The sequence below is a fragment of the Sulfurospirillum sp. HTRB-L1 genome (genome assembly GCF_059415125.1).
In genome coordinates, this window is record NZ_JCAHZR010000006.1 from 1 (window position 1) to 17850 (window position 17850).

Below are 17850 nucleotides of genomic sequence, written 5' to 3' on the forward strand. Positions count from 1 at the left end.
ATTTATTTTTATTTTTATTTTTATTTTATTTTATTTTATTTTATTTATAAATATTTTTCAATTTTTATTGTCTTTTTACTGTGGTCGTGTGCTTTACATGTAAAGCCCCATTCTTTAAGGGGCTTGAATAATGGCAACTTTAATGGACTTGAAGGCTGCTGTACCTGTTAAGTTGTCGCGTCGGTCTCCAAAAAGATGGTTGATATTAGAGGCGGCATGGTGGAAGGTGCAAAATAAGGTTTTTGGTTGCACTTTATCGGTAAATTTGACACGCAGTGGCGCACTTTTTCCAAAAGCAGTTTGAAGGACAACATAGGAGGTTGGAAAATCTTTTGCATCCTCTTCGTGCACCAATAAAACAGTTTCATCGTAGCGCTTGTTAAGTTTTTCACTACGCGAGGTTTGAGATGCGTTATTGTACTGGGCAAGGGTCCTGCCTGTCGTGAGGTAATAGCCCGTAAGCGCATTGTTTGTAAGTTCTTGCACCATGCCTCGCAAGAGGTAGGGGTGATAACAAAACCGTCCATAGCCATCCTCGGTGCGAAAATCCAGTTGGTGCAAAATGGGCGTGTCTTCTGTGTGCACAGGCCATTGCAAGCCGCGAACACGGTGGCGTTCTAGGCGCGTGTAGCTTGCTCCTGAGAAACGTCGATAGGCCACTTCGCGTACCTCATTCCAAATCCCTTTAGAATCACTGTAATGGTACTCTCCTACAAGTTTGTTTTCAATCTGTTGAATCACTTCCCAATCATCAGGCAAGTTTGAGTGCACTAAAGGCTGGGAAAGGTGCAATCGGCGCATAGCATTGACATACACTCCCGTTTTCTCGTAGGCGGATTTGACCCCAATGACAATATCAGCGCGGGTGGCAATGTCGGTCATAAACAATTCTTGTACAACAATAAGCTCTAAATTTTCCACCGCCTTGGTGATTTTGTTGGTATTGGGGTGAATGTGGGTAATGTCTTCGCCCATATTTAAAAGCGCTTTGATATGCCCTTCTTGCATCGCATCAATGAGGTTTGGCGTCATCATGCCCACTTCTTTAGGTGCTTGGTAGTCGGGCGCGTAGTTGGGCAACATCCCCATATCGCAGGCGCCTTGGACATTGTTTTGGCCACGCAATGGCATGAGACCTGCGCCAGGTTTACCCACATTTCCTGTCATGAGAGCAAGGTGGATGATGGCCATGACCGCATAAGAGCCATCCACGTGTTCAGTGATGCCAAGCCCCCAAAATATCATGGAGTTTTTAAGGGCGTATTCACGGGCAACTTTGGGAATGAGCTTGCTAAGGTGTTCGTACCCTGGAATGTTTTCAAAGTAGGCAGGGTTGGCAAAAGGGTCGTTTAGGATTTTTTCTTTAAATTCGGCAAAACCCTTAGTCCTGTCTTCTAAAAAATGTTCATCGTAGAGTTCTTCATCGATAATCACATAGGCAAGCATGTTTAAAACCATCAGGTTGGCTTCGTGGGGAAGAATGGCTTTGTATTTGGCAAAACGGTGCAGGGTGATTTCTCGCACGTCAAATACGGCAAGATTGTCGTGTTTGGTTGCTACATCAACGATGCGATTGGAGATAATCGGGTGGGCTTCGGTGGTATTAGAGCCGATGATAATCATAAATTCTGTGTTGTAAATGTCGTTGTAGGGGTTGGTCGCGGCCCCCTCCCCAATAGTTTCGCGCATCCCTTTAAGGCTTGGAGCGTGGCAAACCCTTGCACAGTTGTCCACATGTGGCGAACCTAGGGTATGGCGGGTGAATTTTTGGAGCAAATAGGCACTCTCGCAAGAGGTCCGTGCCCCGCCTAGGGCGCAAATGCTTTTAGCACCGTATTTTTGGCGTATTTCTTGGAGTTTCATAGCCGCTGCAGTAGTGGCAGCATCTAGGGTTGTCTCCATCCATTGTGCATCATACTCCTTTAGTAGGGGTGCGATGGCTTCAAAAATCGCGGGGTTGTTGGCCAAAAAACGCTTTTTGATGCGCGGTGTTTTGAGGCGATCGGGTGCGGTGACAAAGCCAAAGCCGTATTTACCTTTTACGCAGAGTTTACCTTGGGAAACAACGCCTTCGGGATGGGCATTGATCGCTTGAATAGTGTTGTTTGTAACCTCGGCGGCAATATCGCAACCAACGCCGCAATAGGTGCAAACGCTGTCGATTGTGTGGGTGTGTTCCATGCTTTTCCTTTAGCGTTTTTGCCCAAAGCGGTAGGGGTGTTTTTCGTACGTGCCCAAGGTTTTGATTTCTTTGGCAAAGTAGCGCAATTCATCTAAAGCTAAAACAAGGCTACGGTTGCAGGGGTGACCATCAATATCGAGGTGAAATTGGCTAACTTGCAAGTTTCCCGAAGGAGAGTAACTCTCGAGTTTGACGAGGTTGACGCTGTTGGTTGCAAAACCGCCAAGGGCCTTGTAAAGGGCGGCAGGGATGTCGCGTACTTGAAATACGAGGGAAGTGATGTATTCTTTTGTGGCATCGTATTCGGGGAGTACTTTTTCTTTGGAAAGAACAATAAAGCGCGTTGTGTTGCTCGCTAGGTCGCCAAAATTTTCACTTAAAATCTCTAAGCCGTAAAGGCCTGCTGCCATTTTTGAAGCGATGGCTGCTTTGGTTGGGTCTCCAAGGGCTTTGATTTCTTTGGCGGAGCCTGCGGTGTCAAATTTTGCTTCGGCCATGTAGTTGTGTTTGGTGATATTAAGGTAGCACTGGGCGAGGGCTTGAGGGTGAGAAGCAACGGTTGTGATGGTTTCGAGTGTGCTTCCTTTGAGACCAAGAAGGCAATGCCTGACAGGCTCAAAGTGCTCTTGAATAATGTTTAGTTCTAGTCTTGGGATGAGGCGGTAAATCTCCTCGACTCTTCCTGCCGTGGAATTTTCCACAGGAATCATAGCCAAGTTGGCTGTGCCAGATTCGACAAGTTTCATGGCATCTACAAAGGTATCACAAGCGATGCTAATGGAAGTTGGAAAAGCAGTTTTGCAAGCAAGATGAGAATACGCGCCTTCCACTCCTTGGTAGGCGATGATGATGTCGTTCACGAGATTCCTTTTTTTGAAGTGTATTATACCCGCAGGTTTGTAAAGAGCGGATTAGGTATAATCATTGCAAAAACGGAAGAGTATGGCTGAAAAATCTGCTACGATGTACGCCCTTAGCGCGGTCTTTTTATGGTCCAGTGTGGCAACAGCATTTAAACTCTCACTCGCTTATGTGACTCCTGTGCAGCTTTTGGTGATTGCTTCGGGGGTGTCGCTATTGGTGCTTGGGGTGTTGTTGTGGTGGCAAGGTAAGTTTGTCTTGTTTCGTGCTCTTCCCAAGAGATACGTTTTGTCTATGTTTGCCCTTGGGGCTCTTAATCCTTTTGTTTATTATTTGGTCTTGTTTCAAGCCTATGCTTTGCTTCCCGCCCAAGAGGCACAAGCGCTCAATTATACGTGGGCGTTGACCTTGGCGTATTTGTCCGTTCTTGTTTTAAAACAAGCCTTGCGGTGGCAAGATGTGCTAGCGGGCATAGTGTGCTACGCAGGTGTGCTCGTGATTGCAACGCGCGGTGATGTGTTGGGACTTTCTTTTGGCAACCCCGCAGGCGTGGTGCTAGCCTTGGCTTCAACGCTGTTGTGGGCGATGTATTGGATTTACAGTACCAAATGGGCGTTAGATCCGCTGATAGGATTATTTTTAAACTTTGCCAGTGGGTTTGTGTTGGTGCTTGGGTGGGCGTGGGTTCAAGGGGCTTTGGTGCTCATGCCGTGGCAAGGGGTCGTAGGCGCGGTGTATGTGGGAGTTTTTGAGATGGGTATCACGTTCTTTTTGTGGCTTCAAGCGATGCGCTTAACGCGCCAAACTGCGAAAATTGCAAATTTGATTTTCCTTTCGCCGTTTTTATCCTTGGTGTTTATCGGTTTGGTGTTGGGAGAGGCAATTTTACCCTCTACGGTAGTGGGACTTGTGTTGATTGTCTTGGGGCTTAGTGTTCAAAAAATGGGAAAATCAAAGGAAATTGCATGAAACTGTGGATAGCACTTATGTGTGTTGTGAGCTTAGGGGTGGCTTCGATGATGGAAGATGTTTTTGAGCGTGCGCGCCAAGAAAAAAAGCTTGTGTGGCTTTTTGTGGAGCTGCCAAGTTGCCCGTGGTGTGCCAAAATGCATAAAGAAGTAGTGGAGAGCGGTGTATATGAGCATGCCTTAAGTGCCTCTTATGTGCTTCTTAGGATGGAAGGCAAGGAGGCGCACGCATTGGGCTTTGGTGTTGCGCACTTTCCGACATCGCTCTTGATTCATCCGGTGAGCCAAAAGGTGGTGGAACTTTTGCCAGGCTACATGAAGGTGGAGGATTTTGTGGAGTACCTTACCTTGGTATATGACTTGGAGAAGGACGGTTTGTAAGAAAAAAGGTGATGGCGCAGGCAAAGACCGTCGCAAAGAAGAGGCGCAAACACACAATCACCCACGGGTTTGCGCCAAAGATGACAAATAAAATTGTATCTTCAATGATGGCGTGGCAAATCATCAAAAATGTTCCCACAAACCAAACTTCCTTAGTGGACATGGTGGCGTTTTCATACTCACTAATAAGCACGCCCGCGCCATAAGTGATGCCAAGAATCGTCCCTGTTCCTAGGCTAAAGGCTGTGGTGACACGCTTGGCATAGCGGTCGATGATGCTGAGGGATTTGATGAAATCAAGAAGTAAAATAATAACCCCAACAAGTACCATCACTTCAAGTGCCAAAAGGCAAGCTTCTTTAAGGGAATGGGCTAGCATCGCCCAAAAAGAAGAGTGGGTGATGAGCGCTAGAGCTTGGGTATGCGTGCTTGTCTCAAACCAAGACAAAGGAAGAGAGGCCGTGGCCCAACCTGCTAAAAGCCCGACTCCAAAACGCAAAAGGATAGAATAGGTGCGGGGGATTTGCAAGCGGTGCATGATGAGGGTTTCGACCAAAAGGGCGTGGCAGATGCCTAAAAAAACTGCCAAAATCGTCCATTCGCGCGCACTAAGACCAAGGGGTGCGGCAAAAGCGATGGCGGCATAGAGGTTTAAAAAGATGCCACTGACAAGAGAAAGTGCGGCTTCGCTAGGCAAATCCAAGGCGGCGGTGAGCGGGATAAAAATAAAAGAGATTTTGCCCAAGAGTTCGTAGTAAAACAAGACATCCGCAAGAATGTAAATGGGGACAATGAGTTTTAGGACAATCCACGCGCTGTGGCGCGCGCGATTCAAAGAGGTTTTGAGGGAGAATTTCATAGGGGAAGTGTAGCAAATGTTAACGCAAAAATCCTTTACATGTAAGGGATTTAACGCAAAAGTGTTATAGCAAGAAAAAGAAGGGCATGACCTCTTGCAAAAAGCTCCTTTTTTCAGTGCCTTGGTAAAGATTTTCCTTTTTTTAAGAATTAAGAAGGTACAATACTGACCTTAAAACATAGTGCGCCCGTGGCTCAGCTGGATAGAGCATCGGTTTGCGGTACCGGAGGTCACAGGTTCGAATCCTGTCGGGCGCACCACTTTTTACCCTTCTTTTATTTCCTTTTACATGTAAGAAAAATAGACACCTCCTCTGCTCTTGACACAAAAAAACACAAACCTTAATGCGCACAACCACCTATTAATTCTTGGCAGTTGTACGCTTACATGTAAGGCTTAGCGTTGGGCAAAGGCAAGTTTTAGTCCAAGTGCCACAAAGACAAAGGCCGAAAGGGTATTGATGGTTTTGGCGATGCTAGGATTGCGCATGAGTGTCGCACTGGCCTTGTGTGCCAAGAGTCCGCAGGTGGAAAAAACAAGAACCGTGACAACCATGAAGGCGATACCAAGTTGTACCATTTGCCACGGCACAGCCCCTGCGCTTGGCGAGACAAACTGAGGCAAAAAAGCCAAGAAAAAGAGCGAAACTTTGGGATTGAGGATGTTCATTAAAAACCCTTTGGCGTAGAGGTTTTTAAGACTGATTGGTGCGGTGTTCCCTTCTTTAGTGTTGATGCGGATAAGTTCATTGCGATGTTTAAAGGCTTGGTATGCCAGGTAAAACAGGTACAACGCACCCGCGTATTTAACAAGGCTAAAGGCCAGGGCTGATGTTTGGAAAATCACAGAAATGCCAAGGGCTGCTGCGGTGGTGTGTATCAAAACCCCTGAGGTTAGCCCGAGGGTCGTTGCTAATGCCGCCTTGGCGCCTCGGGTGATGCCTTGGGTGATGACAAACAAGATATCAGGCCCAGGGCTTAGGGCTAGCAAGGTGGAAGCGGCCATAAAAAGAAGCAAGGTTTCAAGACTAATCATTTGGAAAATACCTCGTCATAGATGCGATAAGGGGTTTTTTTGAGGTTGAGTTTTTGGTAGTGTTCTTGGCTTTGGGTGTCGTCTTTGTGGGCATAAAGACGGATGCCACATACATTTTCATGCTCCTTGGCCAAAGCGCGTACTTTGTGAAGCAGGGCATCATGAATTTCTTTGTCGGGGTCATTGGCAAGGACAAAAATGTCTTGAATGCAATAAAACATTCCGTTATTCCAATCACTCCATTCGCGGGTTACCATGGTGACGGCGATGATTTCCCCTTTGCGCTCGGCGACTACGTAAAGGCCGTTGTTAAACGAGTCAAATACATGGCGTACGCCCGCGGCGGTAACAGGAAGGGAGAGTTGGCGGTTTTCATGGGCTTTGGCAAAGAAGACGTTAAATTCAGCAATGCTAGAAGCGTCATCGCGGGTGGCAATGCGAACGGTAAAGGGGGTGGGCATGGGGTTCTCCTTTGGGGTTCAAAAGACGTATGATACCACAAAGGAGATTAAGGAAAAAAAGAAAAAGAGCCAAAAATCTTGGCCCTTTTTAGGTTACATGAGTGGGTCGGTGATGCCCAATACGTACATGCCAACAAGGCCGATGATGCCTGTGACAACAAGGTAATAAATGGTAGGAATGACTGTTTTGCGCAAGGTTTCTCCCTCGCGGTCAAGAAGTCCTACGGTTGCAGAAGCGGCTACGACGTTGTGGATAGCAATCATATTACCCGCAGCTGCACCTACAGCTTGCAAGGCAACCATGAAAACGGTGGAGAGCCCAAGGGCTTCAGCAACACCAAATTGGTATTGGGCAAGCATCATGTTACTGACAGTATTGGAGCCCGCGATGAACGCACCAAGTGCTCCTACCCATGAAGCAAAGAAAGGATAAACATCGCCCACGCTTTGGGCAACCCAAGTCGCCATAGTGATTGGCATGCTGGCAAGCTCAGAACCGTTGACACCAGAGTTAATCAAGATTCGCACAAGGGGAATCGTAAAGATAAGTACAAAACCTGCGCTTAGAAGCAATGCACTGGATTCTTTAACGGCTGATTTCATCTCACCAAATTTCATGCCATGTAAAAAGTAGGTAACAATAGCCACGAAGGTCAAAATCCCGCCGGGTAAGTAAAGCGGTTCAATGCTTGCGCTGACGCCTGTTTGTCCCAAGATGTTGGCAAAAGGGATTTTAAATGAAAGCAACATGGCCTTAAAGTCTGTGTTGACACGAGAGATAACCAAGATAAGCGCCACAAGAATATACGGAACCCATGCCATGGTTAAGGAGATAGGTTTTTTACCCGCAAGGGCGTCAAGATTGATTTCAAGTTTTCCAATCCAAGCCGTTGGCCATTCGCTCACAGGGGCAAAATCCCATGTGTTTTTGGGGATTAAAAAGCCCATTTTTGCCGCAGGAACGACGATGGCAAGGCCCACAAGTGCCCCGATGATGGAAGGGAATTCTGCGCCCAAAAAGATACCCGTAAGCACATAAGGTACGGTAAAGGCAAGGCCGCCAAAAATAGCAAAAGGAAGAATGGAAAGCCCTTCTGTCCAAGAACGGTTGCGTCCAAAGAAGCGGGTGAGCATCATGATCATAAACAGGGGAATCAACGTCCCTGTAATGGCATGAACAATGGCTGCTTGAGACGTAATGGCTTGAAGGTAAGCATCCCAGTTGGAGCCTACAGACAAAAGGCGCTCGCTAATGGTTGCTTTATCAAGACCTGCATTAACACCAATCAAAATAGGCGTACCTACAGCACCAAAGGTAACAGGCGTGCTTTGAATCATCATCCCAATCATAACCGCTGCCATGGCGGGGAAGCCAATGGCCACTAGGAGTGGTGCGGCTACGGCTGCTGGGGTACCAAAGCCAGAAGCGCCTTCGATAAATGAACCAAAGAGCCAAGCAACGATAACTACCTGTACGCGTCGGTCGGGGCTAATACCATTAAACCCTGCCTTAATGGTAGTGATTGCGCCAGAATGTTTGAGCGTATTGAGGAGTAAAATGGCTCCAAAGATAATCCACAACACGGCAACAGTGATAACAACACCTTGCAAGGTAGACGCGATAACGCGTGTGACACTCATGTCCCACACAAAAACACCAATCAACGCAGTTGCAACAAAGACAATCGGCATTGCTTTTTTTGCTGGCATACGCATACCAACAAGCAAAATTCCCGAGAGGATGATTGGCATTGATGCAAACAATGCATAGAGACCTAAACCCATAGGGCACTCCTTCTAATGTAGATTTAAACTAAGGGCATGGTAGCGACCACGCATGACAAAGAGATGAAGTGCACATGACGAAAAAATGATAAAAAGAGTTACATTTTTATAAGAAAAAGAGAAAAGAGAAAGGGGAAGTGGCTGCACCAAGGAGTGTTACAAAACGCGCCATGTCGAAATAGTGGGCATTGGAACGCGGCGCAAAAGCAACGCAACCCAGAAAGTTAAAAAAGGGATGAAAGACCTTTGTTTGAGGACTTTTGCGAGAAGCCCTCAAAAAGAAAAAAAGAAAGGGGGGTGAAATTTTTTAAGATGAGTAGTTTTGAAACAACTTGACAAGGGGGTTAGGAGCGTTCAATCTGCGCTACGATAGCTTGCGCGCCTCCCTTGGAAAGCTGTTGGGGAAGGGTTTGATTGATGCGCGCAATAGGAAGGTTTTGAAGCCATGCAAGTACGGCCTCTGGGGTTGCCTCTTCTTGGCGTAACACGCCCGCAAGGCCTTGGTCAGCAAAGGCTTTGGCGTTGTAGTATTGGTGGTCGCTAGCCGCGTGGGGGAAGGGAATAAAAAGAGCAGGAATGCCAGCCGCGCAAAGTTCCCACACGCTTCCCGCACCCGCACGAGAAATGGCCACGTCGGCCTCGCGAAGCTTTACATGTAAGGCATCACTAAAGGCAAAAACATCTGCGTCAATACCTTGTTCGGCGTAGAAAGCTTGAAAAGAGGCTAATTCGCTTTTTCCACATTGGTGGATGATGCGCACGCCTTGTTGGGCAAGGGCAGGGGCGAGGACTCTTGCTAGCGCGTTAATAAACCTAGCTCCTTGACTTCCTCCTAAAAAAAGCAAGGTGTTGAGGGAGTTTCTGGGACGGTACGCTTCAAAAAACCGCGCCGCAACAGGGTAATCTTTAAGAGGAGAAGCGCTGTCGTAGGAGCTAAAAAAAGCTTTAGCAAAAGGGCGAAGCAAACTGTTAAGCCTTCCTACTGCGGCGTTTTGCTCGTGGATGTAAAGGGGAATCCCAAGGCTAAGTGCCGCCAAAGCCGCAGGGGCTGCGGCGTACCCGCCTACGGAAATAACGCGCGTAATACCAAGTTGGCGCAACAAAGCCCTACATGTAAAGACCTGTTTTACAATGCTTCCCAAGGAAAAAAGCTTGCCCAATCCTTTTTGATTTACCACCCCTTTGGTGGGAAGAAAAAAGGTGTTTTTAAATCCAGGATACCCTTCAAACCACGCCTTGTCTTGGCCGTTGGTTGAACCGATATAGCACGGACGTTTTTCAAGGGCATTGTACGCTTCGCACAAGGCTTTGGCGATAGAAAGGTGCCCGCCAGTGCCCCCACCGGTAATAAGTGTCATACATTCCTCGCTTTCTTGCTCACCATGAGGACCATTCCCATGCCCACGCACAGGGCAAGCAAAGAGCTTCCCCCATAGCTTAAAAAAGGAACGGCGATGCCCTTAATGGGCGTAATGGATGTGATGCCATAGGCGTTCATTAAAAAGGAAAAGACGATTAAAAGTCCCATTCCTAGACTAAAAAGATAATACACGCGGTTTTGGCTACGGCCCGAGATGCGGAAGATGCGGTAAATAATTACAAAGATAATCAGCGTAATGCACACCGCGCCAATAGCACCAATCTCTTCTGTGATGCCTGCTAAAACAAAATCCGTATGCACCTCGCTTAAAAACCCTAGCTTGAAAATCCCGCCACCCAAGCCTTCACCAAAGAGGCCGCCGTGTTTGATGGCATTGAGGGAGTGGGAGATTTGGTAGGGTTCGGGAGCATCTTCAACCCGCAATACTGAGGCGATGGATTCGGGAAAAAGGGAAAGCACCATGTTTTGGATAGTAGCCCACCACGTTTTAATGCGCAAAATACGGTGTTCAGAACTCACTACCGCGGTGACAAACACCAAAGCAGAACTTAAAATAGCCAAAGAGAAAAACTTAAAACTTGTGCCTGCAAAAAATGCCATCACTGCCAAAGTAAGTGCTAGCACAATCACCTGTCCTAGGTCGTTTTGCAAAATCGCAATAAGGTAAATCACCAAAAGAAAGACGCCAATGTAGGGCAAGATGAGTTTGATTTCATCTTTGAGGGACTTTTGCTCTTCGTCGAGCTTGCGCGCGAAGCTCCATGCCAAAAAATAAACAAACCCAATCTTGAAAAATTCAACCGGTGCAATGGAAAATCCGGGCAATCGAATCCAGCGTTTTGCCCCGCCTGATTCGGTGACAAGGGAGTCAGGAAGGTAATGCATGAGGCTCATGGTGAGGATGCAACTAAAAAAGATGAAAAACCCAATCCACTTCATGAACTTGTCGGGGTCGAGGTTGGAAAGTCCCCACATAATCAAGATGCCAATCATTCCCACTGCAAACTGACGAACGAAAAAATGGTAGGGGCTGTAGTTGTAAAAAAGGACGGTAAACACGGGAAGGGACAAGGAAAACACCACGCCTACGCCAATCAAAAAAGAGCAAAGGTAAAAGAGGGTTTTGTCTGTCGCCAAGCGTTGATTCCTTAGGTGGTTTGTGTGGGAGATTGTACCAAAAAAGCGTTAAAAACTCCCTAGGGCCATGCTTGCTCTTGGAACGGAAATTGCTTTAATTGGCTGTGCGCTACGGCGTTACATGTAAAGCCTAAAAAAGAGAGCAAAATGGTCACGACACACAAATCCAAGCCACTGTTAGAACAAGCCCTTGCTGGGCGCTCCTTGCGTCAGCAAATGATTGCGAGCAACATTGCCAACATCGACACGCCTTTTTACAAGTCACGTGATGTGGATTTTGAAACCGTACTTATCAATAAAGCACAAGAGATGTACGGGGTGAAGGAACCTCAAGAGCTAAAGATGGCAAGCTCTCACGAAAGTCATTTGCAAGGAGCATCAGAGAATGATTTTGGTGCAGGGATGATTTACTTGCGCGATGGCCATTTGGCGCGCAATGATGGCAACACGGTGGATTTAGACGTGGAAACAACCGAAATGAGTAAAAATGCCATCATGATTGACGCCCTCACGCAGGCTATGAAAAAGAAAAGTGCAATTTTTCATAGCGTGATTGAAGCTTCTGGAAAAATATAAAGGATAATCAATGGCTTATTTAAGCGATTTTGACATTAGCGGCTACGGACTCTCAGCCCAACGTTTCCGCATGAATATTATCAGTTCCAACATTGCCAACGCCAACACCACGCGCACGGCAGAAGGCGGGGCGTATCGGCGTAAAGAGGTGGTGTTTCGCGCCATTGATTTTAACGAGGCACTCAACCAAGAAATCAACAAAAACAATGCCTTCTTGGAGTACGAAAACCCCTTGGATGACAGCTTTTTGCAAAGGGATGCCAAACCTGCTATAATGAGCGTCATTGTGGACAAAGTAGTGCGTGATGATGGGGATTTTCGCCTCAAATACGACCCGACCCACCCCGATGCAGACGCAAAGGGTTATGTGGCGTATCCTAACATTAATCCCGTCATTGAAATGGCCGATCTAATCGAAGCAACACGGGCATATCAGGCCAATGTTTCAGCGTACCAAAGTGCAAAAACCATCGCCCAAAGTGCGATAGACTTGATGAGAGGATAGTAACCGATGAATGGAATTAACTCCATCTCTACCCTAGAGATGCTCGCACCAAAGCAAGATACCAAAGGCGTTGCCCAAGGGGATGAATTTGCTAAAGTGCTTGAAAAGACCCTCTCAAGCCAAAATGCCCTACAAGAAAATGCCGACAAGGCAGCAGCAGATATCGCCACTGGCGAGGTTAAAGATTTGCATCAAGCCGCGATTGCGATTGGCAAAGCAGAAACAAGCATGAAACTCATGCTCGAAATCCGCAACAAAGCCTTAAGTGCTTACAAAGAGATTTCAAGAACACAGATTTAACCCTTCATGGAACACCCGCCACTGGACCGAAAAAAGGCGAAAATCCTTCTCCTTTTTTCACTTACTAGCCTTGGATTTATCATTTTTATTGGGACCTTGTTGTATTGGTCGCAGATTGACCGTAAGCTCCCACGCCTTCAAACCAGCCAAACCTCTACAGCTTTGCGCGGAACCATCGTTAGCAACGATGGTTTTGTTATCGCAACAAGCCAAAAATTGTACAAAGCCATGGTGGACACCCGCAACATTGACCCCAATAAAAAAGAACTGTTTATAAATCTTTTTGCGCTGTACAGCAACCAAGACCCCAAAGAGATTCAAAAACGTCTTGATGCACAGCGGGGTAATGTGGTGCTTTCCTATCAAATTGATGCGAAGCGCGCAGAATATTTGCAAGAATTGGCGGGTAAATTGTACCGCCTTGGCGTGTTTCGCACGTACGAAGACCCCGATTCTGGTTTGGCTTTTTTGCGGGGACTAAGCATCTCAGAAAGCGGCGAATACCGGTTTTATCCCCAAGGAGACATCTTTACCCCCTCTTTGGGCTACATCCGAAAAATAGACCAAGGCCCCATCACAAAAGTGGAGGGAGTGAAAGGCATAGAAGGGCAGCATGAGCAGTACCTTAGGCCTATTCAAGATGCGCTGTTGATTGCACCAAGGGATATTGGCAATACGCTTATTTTAAACCGAGACTCAGAAGCAAAAAAACGCATTGATGGTTATGCCATGCGGGTCTCTATTTCGTTAAAACTTCAAAAGATGATTGAGCGCATTTTGGATGAAAAAAAAGTAGAACTCAATGCCGAAGAAATTATCGCTGCTGTGATGAAAAATGACACAGGGGAGCTATTGGTGTTAGCTTCTAGCAATCGCTATAACCCAAACAGTATCCGAAGGGAAGATTATCCTTCGCTTAATGCTTCCGCGGTGGAGTATGCCTTTGAGCCAGGTTCGGTGATGAAAACCATTATGTTTTCACTTTTACTTAAAGAGGAAAAAATTAACCCCTTTGATTTAGTGCGCACCTTCGGGGGGAAATACCGACTCGGGGGGCATACTATTCGTGATACCAAAGAGACAGAATGGCTAAGTGCGGAAGATGTCATTGTATACTCTTCTAATGTGGGTGCGGTTCAGTTAGCGCAAAAACTAGACGCGATTCCTTATTACCAAGGCCTTAAAGATTTTGGTTTTACGGAGCGTACAGGGGTGGATTTGCCCTATGAAAGCCCAGGTAATATGCCGCCCTTGCAGCGGTTTAACTCAGAAGTGTACAAGGGGACCATTGGGTATGGCTATGGTTTGCAGGTCAATTTCATGCAAATCTTAAAAGCCTACAATGTGTTTAATAACAATGGCAGGATGCTTGTGCCCCGCATCGGGGTTGCCTTTGAAGACGCTAGCGGGAAGTTGTATCCTATTCTTAGACCGCCAGAAGTTCAGGTTTTGCCCGTTGCGGTTGCCAAGCGCGTTAAGCGGGTGCTGATTAAAGCAGTGCGCCAAGGGACGGGCAAAGTGGCGGCCATGGAAGGCCTAGAGATTGGGGGGAAGACAGGAACGGCCCATATTGCATCGGGCGGAAAATATGTCAATCGCTACAACGGTACTTTTTTTGGCTTTGCAAACGACGAAACCAATGGCTACACCATTGGCGTACTTGCCAAGGAGCCAAAAAAACCTTACCATTATTTTGGCTCCTTGAGTGCAGCGCCCATATTTCGTGCTATTGTGCAAAAGATGATAGACGAGCAGTACTTGATTCCCTCGTTAATTGGTGAGGAGGGAAGCTAGGGGACTTTTTTTCTCTTCAAGTTCTCTTTTGGCTGCCATACGCTCTTGAAGTTCTTTGGCGTAATCTTGCAAAATTTCTTCAATCTCTGCTAGGGCATTGGCCCGATCTTCTCCTTCAAGTCCTTCAACATTAAAGGTCTCCATGAGTTCTTTACGTTTTTCCTCTAACAGCTTTTCAATCTTTTCCATATTGAGCTGTTGGAGGAAAGTAGCGGCACCCATGGAGGTGAGTTTTTCTTTGAAGGCTACGACTTCGGGGTCTTGCTCTTCTTCGGAGGATGAGGTTTGGCTTTTAATGGTTTGCATTAATTGACGCTCTAATTCGGCGGAAAACTCATCAGATTTGGCTTCGATGCCTTGTTTGGCAAGGGTGAGGGATTGGACCAACTGGCTTTGTTCGACTTTCATGGACAAACTCCTTTATGAGAGGGATTGTCCATGACAAGCAAAAAATATTCCTTTACATGTAAAGGAAGTTACAAAACCCCCTAGGCGCTGGTGGAAGCTTGGGTGATTTCACGCAAGGCTTGCACAAAAAGGTCGTGATCGTTAGGGCATTTGGCAACCTTGTAGGTATGAATTCCTAATTTTTCAGCCTCTTCTTTGTACTCAATCCACAATTCAAATTCAGTTTCAGAATTGTCAATGGTGAAGGCAATGGGAATAATCAGTACTTTTTTTCCTTTTAGGGTTTTGAGGGTTTCGCCAAGTTCGGGTTTAAGCCATTGGATGGGTCCAAGTTTGGACTGATAGGCCGTGTGTGTGGCTTGAAAGACTAGCCCCGCTTCGCGCAACTCTTTTTTAAGTTGTGCCGCGTGTGCTAGCACTTCTTGCTGATAAGGGTCTCCCGCATCGACGATTTTTTGAGGCAAAGAGTGGGCGGAGAAAAGGAGAACATAGGCGCGGGAATCCTCTTCCCCAAGGGCTTCTTTGACCCGCTGTATGATGCTTTGGTTGTAGGTTGGGTGTTCGAAAAAACGAGGGACAACGGTACGTGCGGGCGCAAAATTTGCCTCTTTTAAGGCCGCCTCAAAATCCTCTAGGGAAGATTTGGTTGTGGTGGTTGAATAGTGAGGGTAAAGGGGCAATAAACACAGCTGTGTCACCCCGTGGGTTTTTAGCTCTTCAATGGCACTGGCGGCAAAAGGAGGCGTGTAGCGCATGGCATAGGTAACGTAGGTGTCAGGAAGTGCTTCTTGAAGCTTTGCAACAAGGGCTTTAGTGTAGTCCACAAGAGGGGATTTTCCCCCAAGTGCCGCGTAATTTTCTCTAGCTTGACGCGCGCGGGAAGTGGTGATGATAAAGGCAATAAAGCGACGCAAGAGGTCACTCTTGACCGTGATGATGTTGGGGTCATTAAACATATTGTGCAAAAATACTTTAACCTCATCAAGGTTGTTCGGCCCGCCCATGTTTAAAAGCACTAACCCCTTGCTCACACCCCTTCTCCTGAGCTAATGCGTAGGGTAATCATGCTGTCTTTTACGGTGCTAAGCCCGTTTTCTTTGCCGGTTTTAACAAAGTCCACAAAGGCTCTTAGTTCGCGCACCAAAGGTTCTTCTTTTTTTACCATGCAGTTGCGAATGACATAAGAAAAGTTTTTTTGGTAGGCAGAGTATTCTACCAAGGTTTGTTCCATCAAATCCGCTTCGTAATAGGCTTCTTTGGTGGCCACTTCGATGGTGCGTTTGCGAAAGGGGGTGAGCCAGTTGGTGGTGATGCTTGCCACCACTTCATTTTCAAGCTTGAAAGACAAAATAGCGTTGTCTTCGTGGTGGTTGTGGATTTTTTGGGATTTGAAAATGGCCGTTTGTTGAATCTCTTGGCCGGTGATGAAGCGAATTAAATCGATGTCGTGCACCGCAAGGTCGGTGAGAATGCCCACATCGGCAATACGCGGAGGGAAAGGGCCGACGCGAGTGATGCCGATGCTGTAGATTTCTTTCTCTTCAAGCTCCGCTTTCAACGCCTCAACGACGGGGTTGAAGCGCTCAATGTAGCCCACGCATACCTTTGCGCCGACGCTGGTGGCTTTGTCTAAAATCTCTTGCCCTTCTTCGCAATTGGACGCGACGGGTTTTTCGATAAACACGTCTTTGCCTTTTCCAAGGCACTTTAGCGCCACTTCTTTGTGCAAGAAGGTAGGCACCACAATAAGAACCGCGTCAAATTCTGCTTCTTCTAAAAGGGTGTCCACGCTGTCGTAAAAAGGCTCACTAAAGCTATCGTTTTTAACCACATCGCACAGGGCAACCACTTCCACGTTGGGGAGGCTTTTTAAGACGCGGTAGTGGTTTCTTCCCATGGAGCCAAGGCCAATGAGTGCCACCCTTAGCATAGGATTTCCTTAAGGGCGTTTACCACTAAATCTTGTTGTTCGGTGGTTAAAAACGGACTCATGGGAAGGCTCATAATCTCTTTAGCAACGGCCTCGCTTAAGGGAAAATCCCCTTCTTTGTAGCCAAGATAGGTAAAGGCGGGTTGAAGATGCAAAGGGATGGGGTAGTGGATGGCTGTGGGGATGCCCGCTTCGTTGAGTGCCTTGGCGACCTCTTCGCGGTTTGGAACGCGCACGGAATATTGGGCATACACGCTGGTGCAATCCGTGGAAAGGGCAGGGGTAATGAGCACGTCTTTAAGGAGTTGGCTGTAGCGTGCACCAATGCGTTCGCGTGCTACAATCTCCTCGTCAAAATAGCCAAGTTTGACATTTAAAACGGCCGCTTGGATGGTGTCAAGACGCCCGTTGATGCCTACGTATTCGTGTTTGTAGCGCTCTTCTTGACCGTGGTTTAAAAGGATGCGCATTTTTTTGGCCAACGCGTCATCGTCGGTGAAAATCGCCCCGCCATCTCCGTAGCAGCCAAGGGGCTTGGAAGGGAAAAAGCTCGTGCATCCGATGGTGGAAAGGGCGCAGCTTTTTTTGCCTTTATAGGTTGCCCCAAAACTTTGCGCCCCATCTTCAATGACGGGAATGCCGTGTTTTTGGGCGATGGCATTGATGGCGTCCATGTCGGGGCATTGGCCGTAAAGGGAAACGGGCATAATCGCCTTGGTTTTGGGCGTAATCGCCGCTTCTAAAAGGGCAGGGTCTAGGTTGTAGCTTAGGGGGTCAATGTCCACAAACACGGGTGTTGCACGTAAAAAAGCGATGACTTCAGCGGTGGCGATGAAGGTAAAAGGAGAGGTGATGACTTCATCTCCTGGCCCGATGTCGTACGCCATGAGGGCAAGCAAAAGGGCATCGGTGCCGCTAGAGCACGCTAGAGCGTGTTTGGTGCCACAAAAATGGGCCAATGTTTCTTCTAGGGTTTTTACCTCTTTCCCCATGATAAATTGCGTGGAGTCGAGTACGTTTAAAACAGCTTGGTTGATTTCGTCTTTGTGGGCTTCGTATTGGGATTTGAGGTCGATAAAAGGCAGTTTCATGGCAGTCCCTTGTGTCAAAATAGTAAGGACGATTATACTCCCCCGATGCTTTTAGGGGTATAAAAAGGCCTTACATGTAAAGCCTTTTTTATTTCTATACGCTTTTAGAGCAAAGCTCCAAAAGCTACGCTAACGCTAAGTACAGCTGCGCGCAGGGCTCGCGCACCTTTGGTGCTTTGAATTCTTGCAAAACTGT

The 17850-nt window shown here is 47.1% G+C and carries 18 protein-coding genes and 1 tRNA gene; 7 read left to right on the plus strand and 12 right to left on the minus strand.

Features of this window, described 5'->3' with window-relative positions:
* Window positions 1-114: 114 nt before the first annotated feature.
* Complete coding sequence (locus AC5SLM_RS10285; protein WP_495250869.1) at window positions 115-2181, minus strand: molybdopterin oxidoreductase family protein; 2067 nt, start codon at window positions 2179-2181, stop codon at window positions 115-117.
* 9 nt (window positions 2182-2190) lie between these two features.
* Window positions 2191-3042, minus strand: coding sequence for a prephenate dehydratase (locus AC5SLM_RS10290; RefSeq protein ID WP_495250870.1), 852 nt, complete (start codon window positions 3040-3042; stop codon window positions 2191-2193).
* Between the two features lie 82 nt (window positions 3043-3124).
* Between AC5SLM_RS10290 and AC5SLM_RS10295 the strand changes: the two genes are divergently transcribed.
* Together AC5SLM_RS10295 and AC5SLM_RS10300 are read left to right on the plus strand one after the other, a co-directional pair.
* A complete protein-coding gene (locus AC5SLM_RS10295; protein WP_495250871.1) occupies window positions 3125-4012 on the plus strand; it encodes a DMT family transporter in 888 nt (295 codons plus the stop codon).
* The gene (locus tag AC5SLM_RS10300; RefSeq protein ID WP_495250872.1) at window positions 4009-4392 is read left to right on the plus strand and encodes a thioredoxin fold domain-containing protein; all 384 of its coding nucleotides are present in this window, start codon (window positions 4009-4011) and stop codon (window positions 4390-4392) included. The genes AC5SLM_RS10295 and AC5SLM_RS10300 overlap by 4 nt, the downstream gene beginning before the upstream one ends.
* Here the strand turns inward: AC5SLM_RS10300 and AC5SLM_RS10305 are convergent.
* A complete protein-coding gene (locus tag AC5SLM_RS10305; RefSeq protein ID WP_495250873.1) occupies window positions 4355-5251 on the minus strand; it encodes a nucleoside recognition protein in 897 nt (298 codons plus the stop codon). The genes AC5SLM_RS10300 and AC5SLM_RS10305 overlap by 38 nt on opposite strands.
* Before the next feature lie 183 nt (window positions 5252-5434).
* Here AC5SLM_RS10305 and AC5SLM_RS10310 point away from each other — a divergent pair.
* Window positions 5435-5511: transfer RNA gene (locus AC5SLM_RS10310), tRNA-Arg, on the plus strand.
* Between the two features lie 136 nt (window positions 5512-5647).
* Here the strand turns inward: AC5SLM_RS10310 and AC5SLM_RS10315 are convergent.
* From AC5SLM_RS10315 to AC5SLM_RS10335, 5 genes are all read right to left on the minus strand, one after another.
* Entirely contained in the window at window positions 5648-6286 is a 639-nt protein-coding gene (locus AC5SLM_RS10315; protein WP_495250874.1) for a LysE family translocator, read from the minus strand.
* Window positions 6283-6747, minus strand: coding sequence for a GNAT family N-acetyltransferase (locus AC5SLM_RS10320; RefSeq protein WP_495250875.1), 465 nt, complete (start codon window positions 6745-6747; stop codon window positions 6283-6285). Before AC5SLM_RS10320 ends, AC5SLM_RS10315 begins: the two co-directional genes overlap by 4 nt.
* Window positions 6748-6840: 93 nt before the next feature.
* Window positions 6841-8532, minus strand: coding sequence for an L-lactate permease (locus AC5SLM_RS10325; RefSeq protein ID WP_495250876.1), 1692 nt, complete (start codon window positions 8530-8532; stop codon window positions 6841-6843).
* A 344-nt stretch (window positions 8533-8876) separates the two neighbouring features.
* Window positions 8877-9890, minus strand: coding sequence for a UDP-N-acetylglucosamine--N-acetylmuramyl-(pentapeptide) pyrophosphoryl-undecaprenol N-acetylglucosamine transferase (locus AC5SLM_RS10330; RefSeq protein ID WP_495250877.1), 1014 nt, complete (start codon window positions 9888-9890; stop codon window positions 8877-8879).
* Window positions 9887-11050 (minus strand): FtsW/RodA/SpoVE family cell cycle protein, encoded by a 1164-nt coding sequence (locus AC5SLM_RS10335; RefSeq protein ID WP_495250878.1) that lies wholly within the window; start codon window positions 11048-11050, stop codon window positions 9887-9889. The genes AC5SLM_RS10330 and AC5SLM_RS10335 overlap by 4 nt, the downstream gene beginning before the upstream one ends.
* 147 nt (window positions 11051-11197) lie before the next feature.
* Between AC5SLM_RS10335 and flgB the strand changes: the two genes are divergently transcribed.
* The 4 genes from flgB to AC5SLM_RS10355 are packed head-to-tail and all read left to right on the plus strand — an operon-like array spanning window position 11198 to window position 14225.
* Window positions 11198-11626, plus strand: coding sequence for a flagellar basal body rod protein FlgB (gene flgB, locus AC5SLM_RS10340; protein WP_495250879.1), 429 nt, complete (start codon window positions 11198-11200; stop codon window positions 11624-11626).
* Window positions 11627-11636: 10 nt separating this feature from the next.
* Window positions 11637-12131, plus strand: a complete 495-nt coding sequence (gene flgC, locus AC5SLM_RS10345; RefSeq protein WP_495250880.1) for a flagellar basal body rod protein FlgC — start codon at window positions 11637-11639, stop codon at window positions 12129-12131.
* Between the two features lie 6 nt (window positions 12132-12137).
* Window positions 12138-12431, plus strand: a complete 294-nt coding sequence (fliE, locus tag AC5SLM_RS10350) for a flagellar hook-basal body complex protein FliE (protein ID WP_495250881.1) — start codon at window positions 12138-12140, stop codon at window positions 12429-12431.
* A gap of 6 nt (window positions 12432-12437) precedes the next feature.
* Entirely contained in the window at window positions 12438-14225 is a 1788-nt protein-coding gene (locus AC5SLM_RS10355) for a peptidoglycan D,D-transpeptidase FtsI family protein (RefSeq protein WP_495250882.1), read from the plus strand.
* On the opposite strand, the gene AC5SLM_RS10360 is transcribed toward AC5SLM_RS10355, so the two are convergent.
* From AC5SLM_RS10360 to AC5SLM_RS10375, 4 genes are all read right to left on the minus strand, one after another.
* Window positions 14202-14633 (minus strand): hypothetical protein, encoded by a 432-nt coding sequence (locus tag AC5SLM_RS10360; RefSeq protein WP_495250883.1) that lies wholly within the window; start codon window positions 14631-14633, stop codon window positions 14202-14204. The genes AC5SLM_RS10355 and AC5SLM_RS10360 overlap by 24 nt on opposite strands.
* Before the next feature lie 80 nt (window positions 14634-14713).
* Window positions 14714-15664: a ferrochelatase gene (hemH, locus tag AC5SLM_RS10365; protein ID WP_495250884.1), complete on the minus strand. Its 951-nt coding sequence runs from the start codon at window positions 15662-15664 to the stop codon at window positions 14714-14716.
* On the minus strand, window positions 15661-16563 hold the full coding sequence (locus tag AC5SLM_RS10370) for a Gfo/Idh/MocA family oxidoreductase (protein ID WP_495250885.1): 903 nt from the start codon (window positions 16561-16563) through the stop codon (window positions 15661-15663). The genes hemH and AC5SLM_RS10370 overlap by 4 nt, the downstream gene beginning before the upstream one ends.
* Window positions 16557-17654 (minus strand): DegT/DnrJ/EryC1/StrS family aminotransferase, encoded by a 1098-nt coding sequence (locus AC5SLM_RS10375; protein ID WP_495250886.1) that lies wholly within the window; start codon window positions 17652-17654, stop codon window positions 16557-16559. Before AC5SLM_RS10375 ends, AC5SLM_RS10370 begins: the two co-directional genes overlap by 7 nt.
* Between the last annotated feature and the right edge of the window lie 196 nt (window positions 17655-17850).

Coding starts and splice junctions, on each gene's coding strand:
- AC5SLM_RS10285 (WP_495250869.1), bottom strand. CDS start 2,181: ATGGAACACACCCACACAATCGACAGCGTTTGCACCTATTGCGGCGTT.
- AC5SLM_RS10295 (WP_495250871.1), top strand. CDS start 3,125: ATGGCTGAAAAATCTGCTACGATGTACGCCCTTAGCGCGGTCTTTTTA.
- AC5SLM_RS10300 (WP_495250872.1), top strand. CDS start 4,009: ATGAAACTGTGGATAGCACTTATGTGTGTTGTGAGCTTAGGGGTGGCT.
- AC5SLM_RS10305 (WP_495250873.1), bottom strand. CDS start 5,251: ATGAAATTCTCCCTCAAAACCTCTTTGAATCGCGCGCGCCACAGCGCG.
- AC5SLM_RS10315 (WP_495250874.1), bottom strand. CDS start 6,286: ATGATTAGTCTTGAAACCTTGCTTCTTTTTATGGCCGCTTCCACCTTG.
- AC5SLM_RS10320 (WP_495250875.1), bottom strand. CDS start 6,747: ATGCCCACCCCCTTTACCGTTCGCATTGCCACCCGCGATGACGCTTCT.
- AC5SLM_RS10325 (WP_495250876.1), bottom strand. CDS start 8,532: ATGGGTTTAGGTCTCTATGCATTGTTTGCATCAATGCCAATCATCCTC.
- AC5SLM_RS10330 (WP_495250877.1), bottom strand. CDS start 9,890: ATGACACTTATTACCGGTGGGGGCACTGGCGGGCACCTTTCTATCGCC.
- flgB (WP_495250879.1), top strand. CDS start 11,198: ATGGTCACGACACACAAATCCAAGCCACTGTTAGAACAAGCCCTTGCT.
- flgC (WP_495250880.1), top strand. CDS start 11,637: ATGGCTTATTTAAGCGATTTTGACATTAGCGGCTACGGACTCTCAGCC.
- fliE (WP_495250881.1), top strand. CDS start 12,138: ATGAATGGAATTAACTCCATCTCTACCCTAGAGATGCTCGCACCAAAG.
- AC5SLM_RS10355 (WP_495250882.1), top strand. CDS start 12,438: ATGGAACACCCGCCACTGGACCGAAAAAAGGCGAAAATCCTTCTCCTT.
- AC5SLM_RS10360 (WP_495250883.1), bottom strand. CDS start 14,633: ATGAAAGTCGAACAAAGCCAGTTGGTCCAATCCCTCACCCTTGCCAAA.
- AC5SLM_RS10370 (WP_495250885.1), bottom strand. CDS start 16,563: ATGCTAAGGGTGGCACTCATTGGCCTTGGCTCCATGGGAAGAAACCAC.
- AC5SLM_RS10375 (WP_495250886.1), bottom strand. CDS start 17,654: ATGAAACTGCCTTTTATCGACCTCAAATCCCAATACGAAGCCCACAAA.